Source organism: Halobacteriovorax sp. XZX-3, from assembly GCF_043196495.1.
Lineage (GTDB): Bacteria > Bdellovibrionota > Bacteriovoracia > Bacteriovoracales > Bacteriovoracaceae > Halobacteriovorax_A.
In genome coordinates, this window is the sequence record NZ_JBEBMO010000001.1 from 259,077 (window position 1) to 283,262 (window position 24,186).

A 24,186-nucleotide genomic window follows, 5' to 3' on the forward strand; every position below is an offset into this window, starting at 1 on the left:
TTCAAGCGTTTAGTAACTCAAACTCAAATTAAAGGAATTTCATGGATATCGTTATTTCTCCAGCGAAGAAACTTAATTTTGATCACTCAGATATCACTGTTGCTCAAGATGTAAATCTAGAGAAACCTACGTTCATAAAAGAGGCCACTGAGCTTGCTACTAAGATGGCAAATTTTGAAAGTGAAGATTTATCTAAAATGATGAAGCTTTCAAAGGCCTTGGCCGATTTGAATGTTGATCGTTTTAATAATTTTAAGAAAACAAATGATCTTGGCGCTGCAATTTTTAGTTTTGCAGGAGATACATATCAAGGCCTAAATGCGGGTGAGCTTAAAAAGAGTGAGTTAAACTATGCTCAAAAACACTTAAAGATTCTTTCTGGCCTCTATGGTGTTCTTGCTCCATTTGATGAGTTACGTGCTTATCGTTTAGAGATGGGAACTCGTATTAATGGCCAAGGTCTAACAAATCTTTATAATTTTTGGGGCGAAAAAATTGTTGAGAAAATTAATGAAGATGCAAAAGCGAATAAGTCTAAGTATCTTGTTAACCTCGCTTCAGAGGAATACTTCAAGAGTGTTAAAAAAGACAAACTCGTTCCTGAACTTGTTAATGTGCGCTTCTTAGATTTTAAGAATGGCCAATATAAGGTTATTTCTTTCAATGCTAAAAGAGCACGCGGTATGATGGCACGCTTTATTATTGAAAATAAAATTAAGGATATTGAAGGTCTTAAAAACTTTGATGTTGCTGGTTACAAGTATGCTGACTTTGATGAAGTAAATAATGAACTTATTTTTAAAAGAAAAGAGTCTTAAATATAAAGGATTAAGTATGAAGAAGTATGATGTGTACGGAATGGGAAATGCCCTTGTTGATATGGAATTTAAAGTTTCTGATGAATTCCTAAACGACCACCTAATTGAAAAAGGCCTAATGACTCTTGTTGAAAAAGAAAGACAAGATCACCTTCTTAACTCTCTTAGAGGAAGTAATGTTGGTCATTCTCGTGCTTGTGGGGGATCTGCTGCAAATACGATTATTGGTGCTACTCAACTTGGTGCTAAAACTTTCTACTCATGTAAAGTTGCACAAGATGAAACAGGAGAGTTCTATAAGAATGACCTGCTTGCAAATGGTGTTAAGTCTAATATTGAACAAGGTCTATATGATGGTGAAACAGGTAAGTGTCTTGTCATGATCTCTGAAGATGCAGAAAGAACTATGAATACTTTTCTTGGAACGACTGCAACATATTCAGATGAACAACTTGATCTTGCCGCTCTAGGCGACAGTAAGTGGCTTTATATGGAAGGTTATCTTGTAACTGGTGCGGCGGGAATTGCTGCCTGTCAAACGGCCAGAGATTTTGCAAGAAAGAATGATGTTAAAGTTGCATTAACATTTTCTGATCCTGGTATTGTAGGCTTCTTTAAAGATGGCTTCAAGCAAATGATCGGTGATGATAAGTTGGATCTTCTTTTCTGTAACGAGGAAGAAGCAAAATCATTTACTGGAATGGATTCAGTTGAGAAAGCATTTGAAGCGCTAAAGAATATTTCACATTCTTTTGCAATTACTGCTGGCTCAAAAGGAGCTTTCCTTTATAATGGTTCAGAGCAAATTAATGTTTCAGCTCCAAAGGTTTCTGCTGTTGATACTAACGGTGCAGGAGACTTATTTGCAGGTGCATTCCTTTACGGGATTACTAATGGACTAGACTTTAGCGCTGCAGGAACACTTGCATGTGCGTGTTCTGCAAAGCTTGTAACACAATACGGGCCAAGATTAGAAAAAGAACAAACTCATTCTATTTTAAAAGAAGTTTTATAAGAAGGTATTTAAATGACACAATTAAAGCGCATCGAACTTAAGCAATTATTTGATCAGGCATCTGACTTTATCGGCTCTGTTGTAACTGTTAAAGGATGGGTACGTTCGGTAAGAAAATCAAAAGCATTTTCTTTTATTGTTTTAAATGACGGATCTTCTCAGGATCTACTACAAATTGTAGCTGATGGTGGTATCGAAAATTATGAGGCCCTTTCGACTATGTTAACTGGTACTTGTGTATCAATTACTGGAAAGGTTGTTGAGTCTCAAGGTAAGGGGCAGACAATTGAGATGCAGGCGACAACTGGTACTGTAATTGGTGCAGTTGATGATTCTTATCCTCTACAAAAGAAAGGTACTTCACTTGAACACTTAAGAGATATTGCTCACTTAAGAGTTAGAACAAATCTATTTGGAGCAGTTTTTCGTGTTCGTCACGCACTTGCTATGGCAACTCACAAGTTCTTTGATAATAAAGGTTTCTTCTACCTAAACTCACCAATTATCACTGCAGTTGACGGTGAAGGTGCTGGAGAAATGTTTAATGTTTCAACGCTTGATAAGCACAATCCTCCAAAAACGGATAAGGGTGAAGTAGACTTCGCTAAAGATTACTTTGGTAAAGATGTTTCACTATGTGTAACTGGACAACTAGAAGGTGAGTGTCACGCATTAGGGCTTGGGAAGGTTTATACTTTTGGTCCAACGTTTAGATCTGAAAATTCAAATACTAAGCGCCACCTTGCGGAATTCTGGATGATTGAGCCAGAAGTTGCATTTGCAGACCTTGAGGATGTGGCCGAACTTGCTGCTGATTATATTAAGTACATGATTGAATATGCCTTTACACATTGTCGTAAAGAACTTGAATTCCTTTATTCAATGCCATTTACTGATGTTGATAAGAATCATTTTGAAACACTAGCGGCAGTTCGCGATAGTGAGTTTAAGAAAATTACTTATACTGAAGCAATTGAAATTCTATCTGCTTCAGGTGCAAAATTTGAATTCCCGACAAATTGGGGAGAAGAGCTTCAAACTGAGCACGAGAAATATTTAACAGATGTACACTTTAAATCACCTGTTATTGTTACGGATTACCCAAAAGATTGTAAGGCCTTCTATATGAAGCAAAACGATGATGGGAAAACAGTTCGTGCGATGGACGTTTTAGTTCCAGGTATTGGTGAGCTTATTGGTGGATCTCAACGTGAGGAAGATCTTGATAAACTTACAAAGCGTATGGATGAGATGGGAATGGAGAAAGAAGGTTACTGGTGGTACCTAGAGCTTCGTAAATTTGGCTCGGCTCCTCACTCTGGATTTGGACTTGGTTTCGAGCGTGCAATTATGTACATCACAGGTATGAGCAATATCCGTGACGTTATTGCATTTCCAAGAACTCCAGGAAATTGTGACTTCTAAGAATCGCGAAACGATTATATTTTTTCCGGGGCTTAATCAGGCCCCGGCATCTTTCATCTTTTCAAACCCAAATGTTAAATTTATCTCACTTTCTTTCAACAAGAATTCTCGTCCTGATATTGGAAAGGATTTAGAGCGAATTAGAAAAGTATTTAAGGAAAATGGGCGATCTAATATCGTTGCTCATTCTTTGGCGGCCTTACTTATTGAGTGGTTAATTCAAAATGAGAATCTTGATATAAGAAATTGTAAAATTACTTACGTCGCCCCTGCGTTTTACCCACGCAATTTACTTACTAAATTTGTTAAGGCATCAGCAAGGGGAGCGTTATCTCGTCTTCCTATCCCATCACTTGCGCCACTTAAGACTCGTGTTCGTTCCTATGTCGAACTTGGGGTTTACGCAGAGATTTTGGCCTTAAATGAGGGAGTTCTACTAAAGAGGATTAACGCTTCTGTTATAGTGGATAAGAGAGATGAGATGCTTAATGTAAAATACTTGAAAGCTATCTCTGGGCTTGAAATAGTGAGGGAAAATCATTTCCCTCACCATCGTTGTTATACATCTTTAAAAAGAATTATTGATTAGATTTTGTTTCCGTATTCTTTGGTTTATCACCAGAAGGCTTACGGAAGTTTCCGCTTTTTGATTTATTGCGGTTCCTATTGCGATTGCGATTCTTGTTTTGTGACTTATTTTGGCCATCTTCAGATTGTGCATTTTTATCCTGAGGCCTTCTGTTTCTAGGCCTATCATCACTATCTTTGTCACCTTTTTCATTTCTATTTGTTGGGCGACGCTTTGGACGATTGTTATTATGGCGCTTTTTTTCAATTTTTTGCTTTGGAATATTGTCCGATTCATCTTCAGTTGAATCTAATGGAATCTTCTCAATGTCCTCGTCGTCACTATTATTTGATTCTTCTTCATCATCAAATAACTCGTGCGCATCTTCTTCAATATCATCGCTATCACTATCGTTATTTAGGCTTTTAAGGAAGGCCTGCTTTCTTAGACGTAGCTCTTCTTCTAACTCCTCAATTCCAATAATTGTCGAAGTTTCTTTTGTGATTGATCTAAATTCAGTAGGGAAGCTCCATTCTTTAGGTGGACGACAACGTTTTTTATCAAATTGATTCTTATAATAGCGACGGATATAGCCTCTATCAGTTAACATTTCAAATTGTTCTAATAGAATATGAAGCTTTAAAACCTTTCCGATATCACCATTCTTAGTGCGGATATAAGATCCTTCTCCTGGAAGGAATTCTCTCTTATTTGTGTAAACATCATCTTCGTATTTGATACAACACTTAACTTGTCCACAAACACCATTAATTTTTGAAGGAATTAGGGCAAGGTTTTGATTCTTTGCCATTTTTATGGATACGTTTCCGTAGTTTGTTAAGAAGTACGAACAACAAGTTTGAAGTCCACAAGCTCCTGTTGCTCCAAGTGCCGCGGCACGATCTCTTACTGAGATTTGGCGAAGCTCGATCCTCATCTTAATCTCTGAAACAAGGTCTTTCACAAGATTTCTAAAGTCTACACGCTCTGGAGCAGTGAAGTAGAATACGGCCTTTTTTCCAAACTGAATAAACTCAACGTGTGTTAAGTTCATATTTAGATTGTACTTTTCAATGAGGCGAAGGCAGATGATTTCGGCCTCGTTCTCTTTTTTCAAATAACTCTTTTGTTCGTCGATATCTTCCTGAGTTGCAACTTTTGAAATTGAACGAATAGGGAGCATCGACTTGTCGAATGTGACTTCGTATGGGAAAGAGTTGATATAACCAACAGTCATTCCTCTGTCACTCATCGCTATTACTTTTTGTCCGTAAGTGAATTTTCTCTTACCTAGTAAGAAAGGCTGACTTTTAGCATTTCCTGGGAAGCGAACTCTTACCATTGTAAGTGTTTGACCTTCTTCGAATTTACCATCTTGCTCTTTAGCAAGTTTATCATCATGCTTGTTGAATTTATTTACTTTCTTCTTACCACCTGACTTATCATTGTCATGTGATTCAGATATATCTTGCTGATCTTGGTTCGTCATTTTGTCCCATCAATTTTTTTTGAGTAGCTTCAATTGTCGTATTATTGGTAGCTTATGTCTAGCCAAATTGCATTAAATCACAAGTTGAAGTAGACGTGCTAGTCGTGATTTAGATGAACCATTAAATGGAATTTCAAAAGTTGAGGCCTTTGTCGCATCTAGACAGCTTTGAGCATCATCGAAGCTATAGTTATTGCTCTGATTCATATGTGAGGCCACTAAGTGATGTATATTTGCTTCTCTGCTTGGTTCTTCTTTAATTAGGTCTCTTAACTCATCTAGTTGAAGGTTATTTGGCCTGATCGTTGATAGAGTTTTGGCCAACGCTTCATCCTCACATTCTTTTGTGATGAAATCAGAAAAGCTCATATTCGTTCTACGCTCAATACTACTATGATCGTGAGAGACAATGTTGATTTTGATTGTTCTTGAATCAATTGTAGCAAGAGTCTTTTCGTCATTTGATTTGATAAAGACGAAAATATGACCTTCTGGTGGCTCTTCAAGTGTTTTGAGTAGCTTATTTGCTAGTATTTGAGTGATCTTTTGCGATTGTTTAAAAATCGTAAATGAATATTTAAGTTTCGAAGGTTTGAAACGGATGAAATTGAAGAATTCCTCAATACTGTCATCGCTAACTTTATAGGACTTCTGGTCTGTTGAGACAAAGAGAATATCCTCATGTCCACGCTCGAGAACTTCTTTGGCGTGAGCTGGCTCCCAACCATTCTCATAGCAAAGAATATTTATTAGAAATTTATTGGCCCATTCTTGCAGAATTTCGTCTTTGGACGAAACTTCACGGTGGCCACCTGTATGAAGAGTGTAGAAGTGGGCCAATTTTTGCTCTTTGTAACGAGCAAAAAGCGCTTCAAATGGAATATCTTTAACTTTTGAAGAATTATCCATTAATAATCGTTTCAATCTCTTCAATTAGTTTCTGAGTGACTGATTCAAGCTGTGCACTTCCATCGATTGTTGCAATACGATTAGGAAAGATCTGTGCACAATAATCATATCCTTCAATCAGGTCTTGATGAAAACTATTGTCACGTGACTCAAAGTAGTCCTTTGGCATATTTCTTAAACGTTGTCTCTCTAGTGATTTTTCTAAATCAATTCTTAGGTAGAATGTTTTATGAGGGACAATATTTAATGGAAAGCTTGAGTGAATATTTAAGATATACTCTGGCCCTAGTTTTCTTGCCACTCCTTGATACGCAATCGAGCTATCTAGGAATCTGTCACAAATTACTACTGTATTTGGTGAATCGAGCTCTTTCAAAATCAGTGCATGTAGATTTTGTGCACGAGCACTCGCAAATAAATGTGCTTCTGCTGCAGGGTGAATATCTGTATTAGAAGTTAAAATGGCCTGCCTTAATTTTTCACCGAAAGCAGTTCCACCTGGTTCGCGAATAACGATAACGTTAAAGCCTTTATCTTCAAGGTAATCCTTGATTTTTACAATTTGTGTCGATTTTCCTGAGCCTTCAATTCCTTCAAAGCTGAAGAAGAATGATCCAGGGAAGGCCGCTTGGCGAAATACATTAGTTAGTTGCGTGATATCTTTAGTGTGTTCCATAACTTAAAAGTAACATAAACAATCAATTATTGACTACTTATTCTTTCAATTTTTATGGAGACAACCTATTAGAATTGTTCACCTTCTATAGCATCTTCAGGTGTGAATTCATCACTAAGTCCCGGTGATTCATCTGGGTTTGCACCGGCCGCAGGCGAGCGATCAAGATACTCATCAACGATTTCTCGTGCCGCATCAAGCTCGTCATAATTATTTAGCTCTTGCTCTGGTGGATCAAATGTCTCTTTTGAGATTCTCTCTCGTACAGGATCTAACTCTAGTGCTTCATTGGCATCATCGAAGATAACCTCTGGTGGAAGATCAGCAGGATCCATTACTGCATCATTCATCTGCCTTGATTCAGATAGAAAGTCAGCGTTTCCAATTGAATCGTTACCTTTTGTAATTTGACGCCTATTTTGCGCTCTCTTCTTAAAGGCGCTTGGAGCTTCTCTTCTTTTTGAAGTTTTAGTCACTGTCTTTGCTGAAGGCTTCTTTTGCACTTGTGCTGCAGGAGTTCTCTTTGTTTGTGTTCTGGCCGTTTTCTTCGTTTTTGCAACAGGAACATCAGGCGTTCCAGACATCTTGCTAAATACAAAGAAGATAGCAAATACAAATACGAAACTTGCAGCAAATGCTCCTAAACGAAACATTGTCGCTGGGTCTGATTTTTCTTTTTGTTCAAAATCGTCAATTGATGCTTTATTTGGGTTTAGCTTTTGATTTCCAATATAAGCAAGATCGTAAATGAATTCACGATCTTCAGAGTCTTGCTTAGATAGCTCAATTGCTTTGTCTGCGTCTAAGATTGAGTTCTTAAAAATATGACCTTGAGGCGATTCTGGTAAACTTTCGTTTGAGCGGCTGCGACGATCAAATACTTCAAATTCATGAATTGTTCCCCAACTTTGTCCGTTATCGACAGAAATAAAGTCAGTGTAGAGTAGTTCTAGAGAATCAAGCATGGCCATAATTTCACTACTCTTATATGGCCCGTCTTTCTTATTGCTTCTTAATATAAAGAATTGGTCGTCTTCATCAACTTGAAACTCTTTAATGATCTCTGGCCTTCTTCTTTGAAATAGAGGATGGGCCGTAATGACAGACCATTGTTCTTCCAACATGCTTTTTACGAAGACCTTTTGGTTAAATAATGAGTATTCTTCAATAAATTCCTTTAGATCTTCTTGCCAAAATGGCCCAAGTTCCTTGCCACCATCTTTGATAAAGTAGACTTCATTAGGCTCATAGAGCCCTCCTGAAATTTGTTCTTTCGTAAGTAGGTATTCAGTAACTTTTTTCTTTGTACTAGTGGCCATAAATCCTCAAACCCTGATTAGATTAATCACTTTCTATTAGGTTTATCGGAAATTTTTGCCTGTAGTTTAATAAAGACTTAAAAAAACAAAGCCGACTATTAAAGTCGGCTTCGTAAGTATTTAAAATGGAGTAGTTAATTAAAAAACTGGGAAAAATGCTGATACGATTAAAGAAGCATTCTTTAGTGTACCATCAACGAAATCTGGGTCTTCACCTCTGAAGTCAACTGGCTCAAGAGCAAGTGCTGCAGATAGAGAACAGATTGGGAATGAGTAACCAATTTCTGGTGAAAGTGATAGAGTTTCAGACTCTGTAGCACCAGTTTTTCTCTTTGTACGGTAGTACTCAATCGATAGAGCTGTATACCACTTATCATTGATATAATAAGTTGGAGCTACGGCAGCATAGTAGTTCTCTAGAAACTTAGATGAACCAGTATTTCTGATATAATTTTCATAGAACGCATATGTTCCAATCTTGAAGTTATCAGTGATTTTCTTACCACCAATTAGGTAAAGTCTATTCTTTACATCGTACCCTGAACCATTTCTAGTTGCTGCTGGGTAGTAGTAAATTCTGTTTTGTAGGTATAGATCAAAACCGTTCTTTTCATCAGTTAGGATATTCTTAACGTAAAGACGTGCTTGAGTTGCACCGTATTGTTGGTGAACTGTACGGCTTCCGTCTGCATTCTCTTGTCTCTTAGTAAAGTCTGTTTGCCAGTATGGAACAAGCTTAACTGCGAATGTCTTATTGATATTGTAACCAAGGTATAAGTAGTTGTAGAAACTGTAACCATTGATCGATTGTTTAAAGTTGTTAGAACCTTCAACTAGGTATTGCATATTAAAAGGTGAGTCTTTTAATTTTTGGTACCATGAAGTTCCTGTTGAAGCTTCTGAAGTTGTTGCAGAATCTGTTGAAGATGCTGCTGTTGAAGTTGATGAGCTTGACGATGGCACAGATACTGATGACGTTGATGTCGCCGCCATAGAACTTACTGCCACGAATGCAATGATTGCTCCCTTTAAAATTCCCATTTTTTCTCCCTCTTTCTTTTATAGACTGTAGATATTGGAATTTTTTTTATTGAATTGCAACAAATGATTGTAATTTAGTGAATTAATATTTCAGTTTGTAAGAACATGTCAGAAAAATATGTTGATTTAATTACTTTGGTGTCAAATGGACCTTATTTTGGCTTCTATATTAGAAAAAACCTCATTATAATATACCTATGTTATTGATTTTTCTTATTCAGGCAATTGTAAGAATTGCGCTCTATCCATTATTTTTTGTGCTTTATCTATTAAAAGTGGGACCTTTCTATGCTCGAGTCTCTTTTGAAAGAAAGAATTATCGAGATGAAGGTTGTAGGCCCTTTGCTCGATTTGGAAAAAAAGCACACTGTGTCTTTCACTTCTCAAGTGAAGGAGAGTTTGAGCAGATTAGACCTTTGGCCGACGAGCTTATCTCTTTGGGCAAGAATGTTGAGCTAATTTTCACATCTCCAAGTGTTGAGCATAAGGTTATTGATTACTATCAGGCCAATAGAGAAAATATTCGTTATTTACGTTTGCCTCTGATGATTTATTTCCCGCTTCTTTCACGCCAGAATATCATTGCTTGGTCGAGCGCAAAGAAAATGATGATGGTTCGTTATGACTTTTTTCCAGAGCTACTTTATCTTGGCTCTAAAATGAAAGAATTTATTCTTTTTTCAGCAACTGTTAAAAGCTCACGTATAAAGACCACAGATATAAGTGAATTACGCTTACCTGGCCTTAAGAAGTATATCTATTCAATGTTTAGTAAGATTATTTGTGCAACTAATGAAGACTATATGATTATCGGTAAAGATATTAGTGCTGATAAACTAGAGCACCCAATTGAGCTTAGAATGTTGCAAATTGATTCTCGTCAGCACTTCTTTAGAAGACATTCTTTATATGAGGACTTGAATAAGCTCTTATCTTTGGCCGAATATGAAAAGAGAATTTGCTTGGCCCAGACTTGGCCTGTTGAAATGGATGCTTTTTCTGATCAAGAATTTTGCAAGCTGATAGGAGCAGGTGAGTTATTTGTGTTTATGGCCCCGCATGTACTCAAAGACGATAATATTGAAAATTTAAAAGTGCTTATATTAAAGCATTGTCCCGATTTTTCAATTCATATGCTGACAAAAGAAATCATTGAAAATAATCAAATAGACTCATTTATTTCAAATTATAAGCAAAGACCTGGACTCATTATATCCACTCTTAGAGGCATATTATGTGAGATCTATCCTTATTTCCGAACTGTCTTTGTAGGCGGAGGACATGGGAAGGGGATTCATTCTGTACTAGAACCCTTTGTTGCTGGGGCAAATATATTTTGTGGGCCAAATGTAAAGCGCTCGACAGAGTACGATACTATTGTAAAGTCCGGGGTTGGCGTTGGTGTGATTGATAATATGAATGATGCCTATTCAATTATAAAAAGCACTAGCACCAATAAGATGGCCAATGAGTTGATTTCTGATATGATTAAAGAAAGTGAAATGGCCAAACGCAAACTTATCGCATTATTAACGAATTAAAAAAATATAATATATGAATAAAAAAATAGATACTCTCATCATTGGAAATAATATTGCTAGTTTTTTAACAGCAACTCAAATTCTTAAAAGTGGATTTGGTGCAATCTATTTGAGGGATAAAAGAATTAAGGCAAGTGATCCTTATTTTAAATTCTTTGGGCCTTTAGATTTAGCATTTATTGAAGCTTGGGCCAGTGATCTCGAATTAGATTCGACAATCTTTGATAAGGATTCATTTGTTCACGCTCCTTTTTATTTAAAATATAAGAGCGAGCAAACGCTTTGTGCAGGACTTAGTCCTTATTTAAACTTCTCTCAGATTTGTCGTCATTTTCCTGAGCTTTATAATGAGTTTATCAATCGTTTAAGAATTGAAGAAATTGATCAAGAGAAGTTTGACCAAGATTTCATGTCTTCTGTTAAGCGCCTTGGAGAGTCTTTGTGTCGTTATAAAACATTCCATCAGGTGACAGTTAATACTCTAAGATCTGCTCTTCCAAATTATATTCATGATATTTATGAAATTTTTAAAAAACATTTAAGACTTAATAAAGACCTTCAACGATTTGCTAGTTGCTTTCGCTGTGTTTATACAAAGACATTAGAGCTAACATTTTCAGATCTTGAAACAATATACTTCTTTATCCTTATGTTATCTCCTCGCTTTAGGTTTCAGTGGCAACTTGAAAAAGAAGAGCAGGCCACAAAGACTATTGAATGTTTAGGAGGAAGTAGCTTTGAGGATATCGTTGAAGAATTTAGCTTTTCTAGCAGAAGACCTTGGGCGGCTCAATTGTCGTCTTTTTCAGGGGTCGTCGCGCCTCAAAAGATCGCAATTTTTAGCTCTAATTTAGACAAGTTAAATATCGCTCATAATATCACTGACCTCTATCGCTGTGTGAAGCTAGATTATGCCTTGGCCGATAAGCTAATCAGTGCTGATTACTACTACTTTAATGAAAGTTCATTTGGTGGTGATATCGTCTTTATCAGGAAAGAAATAAGCTTGGATGGTACTTGTCAGATTAAAATGTTTAAACAATTTGATGACTGCTTAAAGTATGATTTCTGCGAAAAAGAACTTCATCAATTTCTTTTAGATAACCAGATAATTGATAGAAATGACACTCTTTTAAAAGGTAAACTGACAAATGAAACTTGCATGCTTCGTAATCACAGTGTGATTAATTCTGGCTCAAGGATTAATCTTAAGTTCAGAATGGGTCAAGCTGGTAAGTTCGAGTCTGTAAAAGGCGTCTTCTACCATGGGCCACTAAAGAAGAATAACTTAGGTATCACGCAAACATTATTAGAGGCACGTGACTTTAAAACCTTTATTTAAGTATAGGTATAATGAAGAGAAGCTACACTACAACCATTCTAAAATCACAAAGCGGTCAAACCGCAGTTGAGTATCTTCTACTTCTAGTGGCCGTCGTCTCTATTCTCTTTGCGGTCTTTCAAACTCTTGATGCTCGCTTCAAGGCCGACCCTGAAGCATGCCAACAAGGTAGTATAAATCCTCTTTGTTTTCTTAAAACTATCGGAATTGATGGCTCCAATGAGGTCGATCCTAAGAAATTTCGTACATTCAGGCTTCGTTAGACAGTTCTAACTATCTAATTTTAAAGAACTTTTTCCGTTTTCATGAAATTATTTCATCAGCGTTCGCTTTTGAACAGATTAATCTCGCAATGTGTTATAAGAAACTGTAACTCTATTTAAAAGAGACAGGGAGAACATCATGAAAACAACAATGATTAACTCGGCCGTATTGGCCGCACTTCTAATTTCAAGTGCAGCCTCATATGGACAACAAGACGATCCATTATTAAGTGAAACAGATCAAGTTGTTCATACTGACGAAATCAATATCGACGGGTTCTACAAAAAGAAAAAGAAACCATCACAAGCTGACAAAATCCAAAAGCTACGTCGTGAGCTAGAGGAGAAACACGAGCAGATGATGAGAAAGAATGTTGAGGATATGCGTCTACAAGAAGAAAAGCGTATCGCTGACAAGATCCAAAAGGCACTTGAGGGACAACTTAAGGCAATGGATGAAATAAATAATCAACAAGCAGCACCTGCTAGAGTACAAGCGGTCGCTCCTGTTGTAGCAGAACCAGTACTTCCAGAACTTAGTAATAAACTAACAATTGAGACTGGATATAAGAGTATTACTGGTGAGCAAAAAGAATGGACAGCAGGGATCAATTTCCAAGCTTCTGTTGAAACTGTTATTTCTGAAAGAGTTTCAATCGGAATTAGCGCTGGATTTATGAACCTTACTATTCAAGGTAATGAGCTTAGTAACTACAACAACTATGGTTACTACAATTATAATAACTATAATGCTTATAACTCTTATTCTCAAAATGATGAGATTTCATATAATGAGTTTAACTTTGGTGGATATGGTAAATTTTATTTCTCACGTTCAGCTAAGATTAAACCATACTTAAGTGTTGGAACTGGAATTCACTTTGGATCTTTTGAAATCCAAAACCCAGTTGATACTTTTAACGAGACTAAGCAATCGATGAAGTATGTATCAGGTAGTGCATCTCTTGGAGCAGAAGTTAATTTTGCTAAAGAATTTAGCGCACAAGTTGGCCTATCTTACGAAAAGAATATTTTTAGACTTGGTGAAGAAGCACAATACAATGGTTCAACTAACCAGAAGGCATTAGTTGACCAAGCTAGAAATATTGAAAATGCTGACACATTTACTTTAGGTGTTGGACTTTCATACCTTTTCTAAACAATTGTTTAAAAAACCCATGTTCTCATAAAAAGGCCCCGCTCAGGGGCCTTTTTACTTTTCATTGCCACTGATTATCCTTACAATATTAAGCAAGTAAAATAATTTGAAGAAAGGAATCATCAATGAAACCAGTCTACATTGTCGAGGCAGTGAGAACTCCTCATGCAAAAGCCGGAACTATAATTAAAGATATTCAAGCCCCTTATTTAGGTGCTTACCTTGTTCGCCATATTATGGATGGAACTTCAATCGGTGACGATGAAGTTGATGAGGTTATTTTTGGAAACACAGGTACTCCTGCAAAGTATCCAAACGTAGGACGTGTTATTGCACTAGAGGCAGGCCTTCATAAGAAGACTTCTGGTTACTCTGTTCACAGAAATTGTGCTTCAGGACTTGAGGCCGCTTCTCAAGCTTTCATTAAAGTAGCAAGTGGACGTTGTGATGTCGTTGTTGCTGGTGGTGTAGAGTCAATGTCAAATATGCCACTTATTTATGGGAAGCAAATGACTGAGCTTTTTGCTTCACTTATGAAAGCAAAAACAACTGGTGATAAATTAAAAGTTCTTTCAACTTTTAAACCTGCATACCTTTCTCCAATTATTGCAATTGAACAAGGTTTAACGGATCCTTTTTGTGGCCTAAATATGGGACAAACTGCAGAGCTTCTTGCACGTGAACTTGGGATCACTCGTGAAGAGCAAGATATCTATGCAAATGAGTCTCACCATAAAGCTATTAAGGCCATTGAAGAAGGTCGTTTTGCTGATGAGATCGTGCCACTGATCTATGGTTCAAAATTAGATAAATTACTTATGAATGATCATGGGCCACGTAAAGAATCTTCTGTTGAAGGTCTTGCAAAAATGAAGCCTTACTTTGATCGTAAGTCAGGAACTGTTACAGTTGGAAATAGCTGTCCAATTACAGATGGTGGATCAGCGATTCTTTTCTGTTCTGAAGAGGCCGTTAAAAAATATAACCTAGAGCCACTTGCAAGAGTTGTTGATTATCACTTCCATGGACTAGAGCCTGAGCGTATGGGAATGGGACCACTTCATGCAATGGATGGTGTCTTTAGAAGATCTAATATGACTCTTGAGCAAATGGATCTAATTGAAATTAACGAAGCCTTTGCTGCACAAATTATTGCTGTTAAGAAGGCATTTACTGATAAGAAAGTTGCTGACTTCTTTGGTATTGATAAATTATGGGGTGAAATTCCTGCTGAGAAACTAAATGTTAACGGTGGTGCTATCGCTCTTGGACACCCAGTAGGATCAACTGGATCACGCTTAATTGTAACTCTTGCTCATGAGCTAAAGAAGAGAAAAGCAGGATTTGGTGTTGCTTCACTTTGTATCGGTGGTGGTCAAGGTGGTGCCATGATTATCGAGAACTTACAAAAGTAATTAATTTAGAAAATATAGGATATAGCAATGACATATAAGAGAATCAGTTTTGAAATCAAGGACAAGAAAGCATATATCGGCTTTGGTTATAATGACAAAGCTTCGATGACTGTTTTCGATGAAGAAACATTAAAAGAGCTTCAAGATATCGTTGAAGATCTTCATACAAAAGAAAAAGAGCTAGATGGAGCAATCTTCTTTTCACACAAAGACAGATGTTTCATGGCAGGCGCAGATATTAAATTATTCGATACCATGCATACTGCAGCAGATGGACAAGCAGGAGCTGAAGCAGGTCAGACAATCTTTAATCGCATTGAAGACTTAAAGATGCCTACTGTTGCTTGTATCCACGGTGTGTGTCTTGGTGGCGGACTTGAATTTGCTCTTTCTTGTAAATCAAGAATTGTAAGTGATGACAAGGCAACAGGTCTTGGCCTTCCTGAAGTTAAGCTTGGCCTAATTCCTGGATTTGGTGGAACTTTTCGTCTACCAAAAGCAGTAGGGCTTCCAACTGCTCTTGATATGATCCTTTCGGGAAAAACTCTTAATGCTAAAAAAGCAAAGAGGTCTGGACTTGTTGACGAGGTATACGCAAAAGAGCGTCTTGTTGATCTTGCACCAAACCATTTCAAGAAGAAAGTTGATAAGCGTGGTTTCATGGATAAAATGCAAGACGCTGCAACTGATAATGTATTCACAAAGAAGATTATTTTTCAAAAGGCACGTGAATCAGTTTTAAAGAAAACTAAAGGTTTCTACCAAGCTCCTCTAAAAATTCTTGATGTGATGGAAGCTGGAGTAATGAAAGGTCGCACATCTTACTTAACTTCTGAAGCTCAGGCTTTTGGAGAGTTATGTATTGGTGAACAATCAAAGAACCTTCGCCATATCTTCTTCCTAATGGAAGGGTCTAAGAAAATGGACGATGCCAAGGGCGTTGGAAGAAAGCTTCGTCGTGGTGCTTGTCTTGGTGCTGGAACAATGGGTGGTGGTATCGCTTGGCTTATGGCAAAGAATGATATGTTTCCAATCATGAAAGACCTGAATCAGGTAGGACTTGAGCTCGGTCTTAAACAAGCTTCAAGTAACTTTGCTGGTGCAGTAAAAAGAAAGCGTATGTCTCACGATGATTTTGAGCGCAAAATGAGATCAATTAGCGCTCAAACAGATTACCGTGGATTTGAACACACAGACCTTGTGATTGAGGCCGTTGTTGAAAATATGGATATTAAAAAGAAGGTCTTTGCTGAAACTGAAACTAAAGTTCGTAAAGACACGATCCTTACTTCAAACACTTCATCTCTTTCAGTTCAAGAGATGGCAAGTGCGCTTGAAGATAACTCAAGATTTGCAGGTCTACACTTCTTTAACCCTGTTCACATGATGCCTCTTGTAGAAATTATTAAACACGATGGTGTCTCTGATGAAACGATTGAGTCTCTTTATGATTGGGTAGTAAAAGTTAAGAAGACTCCAGTTGTTGTTAACGATGGCCCAGGATTCCTTGTTAACCGAATTCTTATGCCATATATGAATGAAGCAGGATTCTTACTAGAAGAAGGTGTTTCAATCAAAGATATCGATGATGCTTGTCTAAACTTTGGTATGCCAATGGGCCCATTTAGACTTCTTGATGAAGTTGGAATTGATGTTGGTGATAAAGTTTCTAAAATTATTTATGACGGACTAGGGGAGCGTCAAGCTTCAAATGGTATTGGAAAGCAAATGCTTGAAAAAGAATTCTTTGGAAAGAAAAATGCTAAGGGATTCTATCTATACGATGAAAAAGGTAAGCCAACTGGTCCTAACCAGGAAGCTTGGAATATGCTTCCAAAAGCGTCTAAGAAGCTGAGTGAAACAGAGATTCAAATGAGAATCTTTCTTCCAATGATTAATGAAGCTGCTACAACACTTGAAGATAAAATCGTTGCAAAAGCAAAAGACGTTGATTTAGGTCTAATCTTTGGTATCGGTTTCCCTCCGTTTAGAGGAGGTCTTCTAAGATATGCAGACACTCAAGGGATCGCTCGTTTAAGAGATGAAATGCTTAAGTTTTCTGAAAGTGTAAGTAAGGCCAGATTCACTCCATGCGCACTTATTAATAAGCTTGCTGATGAAAACTCAACTTTTTACGAGTTATAGATTAAATGTTTCTAAGTTTTTTTAGATTTTTTCTAAATTACTTATTTAAAGCTAAGACTCGCCAAAGGCTACTTATTATGGCCTTGGCGAGTCTTATCATATCAAGCTTTTCACTCCTAAGTGTTCAGTCAGTTCTTAAAGGACTTCAAACCAATCGCATCGAGCGTGGAAAGCAAACTCTTGGCCGATACATTATTGATCTTCCAAGAGATCTCGACTTTGAAAAAACACAGTCTTACTTAGATGATAATAAATTAAGATATTCATTTGAGTATGAAATAGAGGGCCTTATTCGTCTTGAAGGCTACTTAGCACCTGTTATTTTTCATGGTGTTGCAAGTGAAACTTCTACGATTTTACCTAAGGCCATTGATCATTGGCCTGCAAGAGAAGAAATCCTCTTATCACCTTATTTAGGTCGAAAGATTTATGCAGGACTTGATGATAAGATTCAATTTATTTCTCCGGCCCATACTGATGTGTTCTTTGGTGAACTGCCACGCTTTAAGTCTCTCATGATTGAAAATTTCACTGATTCAATGGACCCAGATATCGACGAACTTCACGCCTGGGGACACGCTTATAGTGCATTTTCAATCGCAAAGTCACGTCGTTATAATAAACTGAGGGTTTATAGTGTTTTGGGTGCCGCTGAAGTAGGAGAGCTTAAGCAGTATTTAACTTCAAAAGGTGCAAGCTTTAAAACATGGGAACAGTTAAATCAGAATCTTGTTTATGCTCTGGCGCTAGAAAATAATGTGGTTCTCTTTTTATTTTTAGCAACGATTGTTCTTGTTACATTTTCGATTATCTCAGGGCTTTCAATTTTCTATGCAAGAGTTAGAAATGACTTTGCTTCTTTTTGGATCCTTGGAATGAGTATGGATCAGATTAAGAAGTATGGGGGACTTAATATTGCCATTATTACAGTTTGTGCAATTGCTTTAGGTAATCTTGTGAGTTTTATTGTATTAAAGCTATTAGCGCAGTTTTCTCCTGTTATCATGCCGGCCATGTTTGTTGATCGTTCATTACCTGTGCGCTTTACAGCTTCATCGTTCGTCTTCTCGTTTCTAGTGCCTGTGATTATTACAGTAATCTTCACTCTTTTTTCCAATTGGAGATTTTTCAAGGATAATGGGAATTTCATTAGTTTTGTTAAAAAAGTAGGAACTTAATGTTTAAACATTTTCTTCTATTATTTATTTTATTAAGTTTTTCTGGATGTACAGGTATGAGTAAAGTTGCCTCTGTGTTTATGTCTTCACTCGGGGCCCACCCGAATAAGAATGAGTTAAGAAGCTTTGAAAAGTCGGAAAACTTTGATGCCTCTAAGCAAATCTTTATAAACCGCAGACCTAATATTACTAAAGAGCAACCTATTCAAAAAGATGGTTTTGGTTTTTCTAAGTTTATTGAATTCTTAGGAAAGGGCGGAGGGCGCTATCCTGAAAAAACTTTGCCTTCTATAAAGCCTGATATGGAGAAGTTCTTAGAAAAGTCAGATCACGTTAAATCGATTTGGTTTGGACACTCAACGATTCTTTTAAATGTCGACTCAAAGATTGTTCTAATTGATCCAATCTTTTCAGGTTCTTCTTCTCCGGTACCTTTATTCGTTAAGCGCTTTGCACCTCCTGTTCTTAGCTTAGAAGAACTTCCGGAAGTTGATTATATTATTATCTCTCATGATCACTACGATCATCTTGATATGACAACGATGAAATTCTTTGCCAAAAAGAAAGACGTCAAAATTATTACGCCTCTTGGAGTCGGTTCACATCTTAAAAGATGGGGAATAGATGACTCTCGTATTACTGAACTTGATTGGTGGCAAGATGTGGATTTTGAAGGCATCAAATTTACTGCAACTCCCGCTCAGCATTTCTCTGGGCGTGACCAGGCCCATGAGAATACGACTCTGTGGGCATCGTGGGTTGTAAAGACTCAAAATAATAATCTCTACTTTAGTGGTGATACTGGCTACGATATTCATTTTAAAGAAATTGGAGCTCGTCTAGGGCCATTTGATGTAGCGTTTATGGAATCAGGTCAATATAACCCAGATTGGTTTGCGGTTCACTTGCTTCCAGAAGAATGGCCAAAGGCCTATGCTGATATCAACGCTAAGTACTATTTCCCAATTCATTGGGGTGCATTTTCACTTTCATTTCATACATGGGATGATCCGATCTTAAAGTTAGATGAATATGCTCAGCAAGGTGTTCTTAAGCTAATGGCACCAAAGTTAGGAGAAATTGTCTCTTTTGATGAACAAGAATATGTTACAAAGAAGTGGTGGTAATCCAAATAGTAGGAGGCCTTTTGAAGTTTCTTATCTTAATCGTATCTTTCTTTCTCTTAAGTTGTAGCTCGACTACTTATCATAAAACAGTGGACTATGTTGATATTGATCGCTTCATGGGGGATTGGTTCGTACTAGCGGCAAGAGGCACATTTCTAGAAGAAGGCCAGCACAACTCTGTTGAGACTTATACGTGGAATGAAAAAGAGAAGCGTATCGACGTTAACTTTGTTTTTAATAAAGACTCTCTAGATGGAGAACAAAAGGTCCTCACACAAAAGGCCTGGATCGAGGATACAAAAACCAATGCCCATTGGAAGATTCAGCTTTTTTGGCCCCTTAAATTTGATTACCTTGTCGTTGCTCTTGATCCAAATTATAAGTGGGTTGCTATAGGTGTGCCAAGTGAGAAGTACCTATGGATCATGTCTAGAAAATACAGCAAAGACTATGCTTCTAAAACAGTTGCTAAGGCCATCAAGCAATTAGATGAGCTTGGTTACAACACAAGCGAGCTCATCCTTATCCCGCACCGATAAAATTTCAGATAGTTAGATTCGTTTATTTTTTGATCATATGTATATTTATTTCAATTTTTCACACGATTTCTCTTTATACTGTATTGTGAACTTGTTTAGTTAAGAAAGTAAATTCAAGAAATTATAGTAATGGAGATTATTTATGAAAAAATTATTACTCGTTCTACTATCACTGACTGCATTTTCAGCTTATTCGGCTACATACTCAGGTCAAAATGAAATGGATAAGGCCCTCGTTGGAAATGAGAATGTTGAAGTTACGCAAATCGTAGCAGGTGAGAAGTATAATCTTAAGATGAATTATGCTGGTCAGCTTCAAGTCGATACTACTTGTGAAAAAGATCGTGTTGAAAATGGATCTATCGTTTTTAGCTGCATGATCTATGAAGAAGAAAACCATAAAGTTGATCTGGTATTTTGGAAGCAAATGGGAATTCAAGATATGATCACAATTGACCTGAAAACAGGAATGGGATTAAGAGTAAATTTAGAAAGAATTGATTAATAACAGAGAGGTCAGAAAATGAAGAATATTTTAAAACTAGTTTTTGCTTTAATGGTTATTTCTAACATTAATGCAAGTTCGAATGATTGCCATTATTTCTTAGTTCTTTCAGATGTTGATGGACGAACTGATGTAACACAGAAAGTTATGAAAGTTTATGAAGATAAAGGTTATACTTTCACAAAAATCAGTAACTTAAATGAATTACCACAAGAAGGTAGTGTGAGTTATATGACAATTTTCTCTGATGTACATCACTACAGAGGAGCTTATACAAGTGTTAAGCTAAAGGATCTTGTTATAAATGATGGAGAGATTGTTCAAGAGGTAGAGTCTTCTTACAAGCTTACTAAGAAGCCACTATTTGGTTCTTGGACAAAGAGTCTTTTAAGATCTGTTAAGAGAAAAGTTTCTTCGTGTAAATAATTTTTAAAAGTTATATATCTGATTATAAAAGGGCCCATACCGGGCCCTTTTGTTTTTATTAAGTTAGTTTTTTATTGCTTCAGATACAATTATAGTTGCGTCCAATAGTCTGGCCTATGAGCAGACAATGGCGCACCTACTTTACTTTAAAGCCTGCAAGCGCCGCAAATGCATTATTCTTTAATGGTGCATCACTAAAAGGTGCGCGGGTACGTATCGAGATTCCCAGTAGTTAGCATAGACTATACTTTGTTCATAATGATAAATATTTCAACTTTTCACACATCTACTTCAATTGCTGTACTTTAAATTTGTTTAGTAACGAAAATCTAAGTTCAATAAAATATAGTAATGGAGGTTACGAATGAAAAAATATTTAATACTAGTATTAATACTTCTTTCTAATTTTGCTTATTCACAAGTTAATCTTTGTCAGGAAGGCTATGATGAGGCCACTAAGACATTTGAAGAAGGTGTTGCGTCCCTGCAGAAGGGGTTATCACAAAATAGACAAATCAATTATGAATTTAGTGAAGATCGAGGTGGATTTGGCGCTAATTATAGTAAAGTTTGTTTTGAAATGTATCCGATTGTAAATCAATCGTTAAATGATGCTATTCAGAGCTTCCTTGCTTCATTAGATATATTAGAAGATACGGCAAAATATTGTAATCACGCAGCTCAAGGTCAACTTGAAAAGTTTTTTAATCAAATTACTGAGGTTGGGAAATATGCAGTTAATGAAGATAATTTGTCTAAGCAACAACAAGTTATTCGTTGTACTGGTGTAAAATCAGAATAAAATAAAAAGGGCCTTTCAAGGCCCTTTTTTATTCATTGCATCCCGAAATGTATCCAGGAACCTACTTAACTTTAAAGCCTGCAAGCGCCGCAAATGCATTATTCTTTAAAGGTGTATCGTTTTGCTTTGGCATCTTAGGCTTTCCACCAGCGCGTGGTTTACTCTGGCGAGGTCCACCTGAAGGGCGCTCATAAGTCTTTGCTTCTTCTGCACCATCTGATTTAAGAGATAGGGCAATACGCTTTCTATCCATATCAACATCAAGAACAACTGCTGAAACCTCTTGTCCAACTTTAAGAACATCAAGAGCATTATCAACAAAGTGGTCTGCCATTTGTGAAACGTGGACAAGGCCGTTTTCTTTGATACCGATATCAACGAAGGCACCAAATTGAGTGATGTTTTTTACGATACCTGGGTATCGCTCACCAATTTTAATATCTTTAATTTCACGTGCATCTTTTCTAAATTCCGTCGTCTTGAATTCTGTACGTGGATCTTGAGAAGGAGCTGTTAGTGATTTGTAGATATCATTAACTGTGAACTCGCCAAGCTTTGCAATTAGGTCCTTATCTGATTTAAGTTGGTTTGCAACAGCATTATCTGTTGTCAACTGCTCAAGTGTGAAGCCTTTCGACTGCGCCCAGTTCTCTAGCATATCGTAGTTTTCTGGGTGGATAAATGTTGCATCTAGCGGGTTTGCACCATTGTAGACACGTAGGAATCCTGCGGCCTGTTGGAATACCTTATCTGTAAAACGTGAAACTTTTAAGATTTCACTTCTATCTGAGAATAGACCGTTCTTATCTCTGTGCTTAACAATATTGCCCGCAACAGTCGGTCCAATACCAGAGATAAAAGAAAGTAGAGGAGCTGAAGCAGTGTTAATATCAACACCAACAAAGTTTACACAGCTTTCTACGACACCATCTAGTGACTTCTTAAGTCTGATTTGGTTTACATCGTGTTGATACTGGCCAACACCGATTGATTTTGGGTCTATCTTTACAAGTTCAGCAAGTGGATCTTGGAAACGACGTCCAATTGAAATTGCACCTCTTACAGTTGCATCTTTATCAGGGAATTCTTTCTTAGCAATTGCTGAAGCTGAGTAAATTGAAGCACCATCTTCTGAGATCATTGTTGCTTTAACTTTTCCATCTTTAACTGCTGTGACGTTATCTTCAACAAATTGAAGAGTCTCACGTCCAAAAGTTCCGTTTCCAATAGCGATATACTCAACATTGAACTGTTCAATCATTGCATTAAGAATTGTTGCTGACTCACGAACCTGATTTCTTGGTGGGTGAGGGTAAACAACAGTATCAACAACAAACTTACCTGTGTTATCGACAACAACTGTCTTACATCCCGTTACAACACCTGGGTCAAGTGCAAGAACCGTCTTAGGTCCTAGGTATGGTTGAAGAAGTAGGTTTTTAAGGTTTACACCAAAAACGTCAATTGCAGATTCATCTGAAAGCTTCTTAAGCTCACCCTTGATTTCTAAATCAAGTGAAGAGTGAATATAGTTTTTGTAGGCCTTTGAAGCACAGTCAACTAGTGCTTTGTAACTTGTAACACCAGTGTCAGCAAAGTGTTTTGAAAGAATCATATTATTTGCGTATTCTTCATCAAATACGATTTCTACTTTTAGAATTTTTTCTGTTTGTGCACGACGGATTGCTAGGAATCTGTGGGCCGCTTTTGGATCACGAAGATCCGCTACTTTTTGTTCATACTCAAAATAGTCTTTGTATTTTTGCCAGTCTTTGATTTCCTCATAACCTTTTCTTGGTGATGACTTAATCATTGCCTGTGCCCAGTAATCATTTCGAAGAGTCTCTTTCAGCTCTGTATCGTGTGCGATTTCTTCAATGATGATATCGCATGCTCCTTTTAATACATCTTCAAAAGTTGCAACTTTCTTATCTTTATTAATGAACTTTAAGGCCTCTTTTGCAAGCTCCGGCATAGGAAGCTTCGAAGTCTTCATTAAGATTGCAAATGGCTCAAGCCCAACTTCTTTAGCAATTTGTGCTTTTGTTTTTCTCTTTGACTTAAATGGCGCGTAGATATCTTCAAGTTGGTTGATATTTGTCGCTGCTTTAATCTTCTTTTCAATCTCAGGTGTCATCATCTCTTGTTTTGTGATGGCCTCAAGGATAAAAGCACGGCGTTTTTCACGCTCAATATATTCGTCGTATTTTTCTTGGATTAGACGGATTTGTTCTTCATCTAAACCACCTGTTTTATCTTTACGGTAACGTGTGATGAATGGGACAGTACAGTCTTCAACAAGTAACATGGCAAGTACGGCCATGATTTGTTTCGCTGTGATATCTGTGTTGTCTACACAAAATAGGACGGCATTTTGATCGATGATATCCATTGGGTTTTTTGCTGCTTTTTCTGTCGTCTCTGACATAATTCATACTCCATTAACTAAATTTGAATTAAAATTGTATAGTTATTGAATTTGGA

At 37.0% G+C, this 24,186-nt stretch carries 22 protein-coding genes; 16 read left to right on the forward strand and 6 right to left on the reverse strand.

What is annotated here, in order from left to right; genetic code table 11:
* Positions 1 to 41: 41 nt before the first annotated feature.
* From yaaA to ABMA70_RS01210, 4 genes are read left to right on the forward strand one after another with little or no spacing between them, the layout of a single operon-like run.
* Entirely contained in the window at positions 42 to 818 is a 777-nt protein-coding gene (gene yaaA / locus ABMA70_RS01195) for a peroxide stress protein YaaA (RefSeq protein WP_103217166.1), read from the forward strand.
* 16 nt (positions 819 to 834) lie between these two features.
* A complete protein-coding gene (locus ABMA70_RS01200; protein ID WP_392992035.1) occupies positions 835 to 1,833 on the forward strand; it encodes an adenosine kinase in 999 nt (332 codons plus the stop codon).
* Positions 1,834 to 1,845: 12 nt separating this feature from the next.
* Positions 1,846 to 3,258, forward strand: a complete 1,413-nt coding sequence (asnS, locus tag ABMA70_RS01205) for an asparagine--tRNA ligase (RefSeq protein ID WP_392992033.1) — start codon at positions 1,846 to 1,848, stop codon at positions 3,256 to 3,258.
* Positions 3,248 to 3,847: a hypothetical protein gene (locus ABMA70_RS01210; RefSeq protein ID WP_392992031.1), complete on the forward strand. Its 600-nt coding sequence runs from the start codon at positions 3,248 to 3,250 to the stop codon at positions 3,845 to 3,847. Before asnS ends, ABMA70_RS01210 begins: the two co-directional genes overlap by 11 nt.
* On the opposite strand, the gene ABMA70_RS01215 is transcribed toward ABMA70_RS01210, so the two are convergent.
* The 5 genes from ABMA70_RS01215 to ABMA70_RS01235 all read right to left on the reverse strand — a co-directional run bounded on the left by ABMA70_RS01215 (position 3,837) and on the right by ABMA70_RS01235 (position 9,260).
* Positions 3,837 to 5,315, reverse strand: a complete 1,479-nt coding sequence (locus ABMA70_RS01215; RefSeq protein WP_103217169.1) for a regulatory iron-sulfur-containing complex subunit RicT — start codon at positions 5,313 to 5,315, stop codon at positions 3,837 to 3,839. The two genes, ABMA70_RS01210 and ABMA70_RS01215, sit on opposite strands and share 11 nt — an antisense overlap.
* A gap of 72 nt (positions 5,316 to 5,387) precedes the next feature.
* On the reverse strand, positions 5,388 to 6,239 hold the full coding sequence (locus ABMA70_RS01220; protein ID WP_392992029.1) for a hypothetical protein: 852 nt from the start codon (positions 6,237 to 6,239) through the stop codon (positions 5,388 to 5,390).
* Positions 6,217 to 6,900, reverse strand: a complete 684-nt coding sequence (tmk, locus tag ABMA70_RS01225) for a dTMP kinase (protein WP_103217171.1) — start codon at positions 6,898 to 6,900, stop codon at positions 6,217 to 6,219. Before tmk ends, ABMA70_RS01220 begins: the two co-directional genes overlap by 23 nt.
* A gap of 68 nt (positions 6,901 to 6,968) precedes the next feature.
* Positions 6,969 to 8,219: a hypothetical protein gene (locus ABMA70_RS01230; protein ID WP_103217172.1), complete on the reverse strand. Its 1,251-nt coding sequence runs from the start codon at positions 8,217 to 8,219 to the stop codon at positions 6,969 to 6,971.
* 138 nt (positions 8,220 to 8,357) lie between these two features.
* Positions 8,358 to 9,260: a hypothetical protein gene (locus ABMA70_RS01235; protein WP_103217173.1), complete on the reverse strand. Its 903-nt coding sequence runs from the start codon at positions 9,258 to 9,260 to the stop codon at positions 8,358 to 8,360.
* Positions 9,261 to 9,457: 197 nt separating this feature from the next.
* Between ABMA70_RS01235 and ABMA70_RS01240 the strand changes: the two genes are divergently transcribed.
* From ABMA70_RS01240 to ABMA70_RS01295, 12 genes are all read left to right on the forward strand, one after another.
* On the forward strand, positions 9,458 to 10,801 hold the full coding sequence (locus ABMA70_RS01240) for a hypothetical protein (protein WP_392992026.1): 1,344 nt from the start codon (positions 9,458 to 9,460) through the stop codon (positions 10,799 to 10,801).
* Positions 10,802 to 10,814: 13 nt separating this feature from the next.
* Complete coding sequence (locus ABMA70_RS01245; protein ID WP_103217175.1) at positions 10,815 to 12,143, forward strand: hypothetical protein; 1,329 nt, start codon at positions 10,815 to 10,817, stop codon at positions 12,141 to 12,143.
* An 11-nt stretch (positions 12,144 to 12,154) separates the two neighbouring features.
* Positions 12,155 to 12,406, forward strand: a complete 252-nt coding sequence (locus ABMA70_RS01250; RefSeq protein ID WP_103217176.1) for a Flp family type IVb pilin — start codon at positions 12,155 to 12,157, stop codon at positions 12,404 to 12,406.
* Positions 12,407 to 12,545: 139 nt separating this feature from the next.
* Positions 12,546 to 13,565 carry an OmpH family outer membrane protein gene (locus ABMA70_RS01255; protein ID WP_103217177.1) on the forward strand — a complete coding sequence of 340 codons (1,020 nt, stop codon included), beginning with the start codon at positions 12,546 to 12,548 and terminating at the stop codon, positions 13,563 to 13,565.
* Between the two features lie 125 nt (positions 13,566 to 13,690).
* On the forward strand, positions 13,691 to 14,980 hold the full coding sequence (locus ABMA70_RS01260) for a thiolase family protein (protein ID WP_103217178.1): 1,290 nt from the start codon (positions 13,691 to 13,693) through the stop codon (positions 14,978 to 14,980).
* A 27-nt stretch (positions 14,981 to 15,007) separates the two neighbouring features.
* Positions 15,008 to 17,125 carry a 3-hydroxyacyl-CoA dehydrogenase NAD-binding domain-containing protein gene (locus tag ABMA70_RS01265; RefSeq protein ID WP_392992024.1) on the forward strand — a complete coding sequence of 706 codons (2,118 nt, stop codon included), beginning with the start codon at positions 15,008 to 15,010 and terminating at the stop codon, positions 17,123 to 17,125.
* 77 nt (positions 17,126 to 17,202) lie between these two features.
* Positions 17,203 to 18,303: an ABC transporter permease gene (locus ABMA70_RS01270; RefSeq protein WP_392992022.1), complete on the forward strand. Its 1,101-nt coding sequence runs from the start codon at positions 17,203 to 17,205 to the stop codon at positions 18,301 to 18,303.
* Complete coding sequence (locus ABMA70_RS01275; protein ID WP_392992021.1) at positions 18,303 to 19,430, forward strand: MBL fold metallo-hydrolase; 1,128 nt, start codon at positions 18,303 to 18,305, stop codon at positions 19,428 to 19,430. The genes ABMA70_RS01270 and ABMA70_RS01275 overlap by 1 nt, the downstream gene beginning before the upstream one ends.
* Positions 19,431 to 19,450: 20 nt before the next feature.
* Entirely contained in the window at positions 19,451 to 19,969 is a 519-nt protein-coding gene (locus tag ABMA70_RS01280) for a lipocalin family protein (protein WP_392992019.1), read from the forward strand.
* A gap of 142 nt (positions 19,970 to 20,111) precedes the next feature.
* Positions 20,112 to 20,474 carry a hypothetical protein gene (locus ABMA70_RS01285; protein ID WP_392992017.1) on the forward strand — a complete coding sequence of 121 codons (363 nt, stop codon included), beginning with the start codon at positions 20,112 to 20,114 and terminating at the stop codon, positions 20,472 to 20,474.
* Between the two features lie 18 nt (positions 20,475 to 20,492).
* Positions 20,493 to 20,900 (forward strand): hypothetical protein, encoded by a 408-nt coding sequence (locus ABMA70_RS01290; protein WP_392992016.1) that lies wholly within the window; start codon positions 20,493 to 20,495, stop codon positions 20,898 to 20,900.
* Between the two features lie 364 nt (positions 20,901 to 21,264).
* Complete coding sequence (locus ABMA70_RS01295) at positions 21,265 to 21,702, forward strand: hypothetical protein (RefSeq protein ID WP_392992014.1); 438 nt, start codon at positions 21,265 to 21,267, stop codon at positions 21,700 to 21,702.
* A 61-nt stretch (positions 21,703 to 21,763) separates the two neighbouring features.
* On the opposite strand, the gene ABMA70_RS01300 is transcribed toward ABMA70_RS01295, so the two are convergent.
* The gene (locus ABMA70_RS01300; RefSeq protein ID WP_392992013.1) at positions 21,764 to 24,130 is read right to left on the reverse strand and encodes a Tex family protein; all 2,367 of its coding nucleotides are present in this window, start codon (positions 24,128 to 24,130) and stop codon (positions 21,764 to 21,766) included.
* Positions 24,131 to 24,186: the final 56 nt, after the last annotated feature.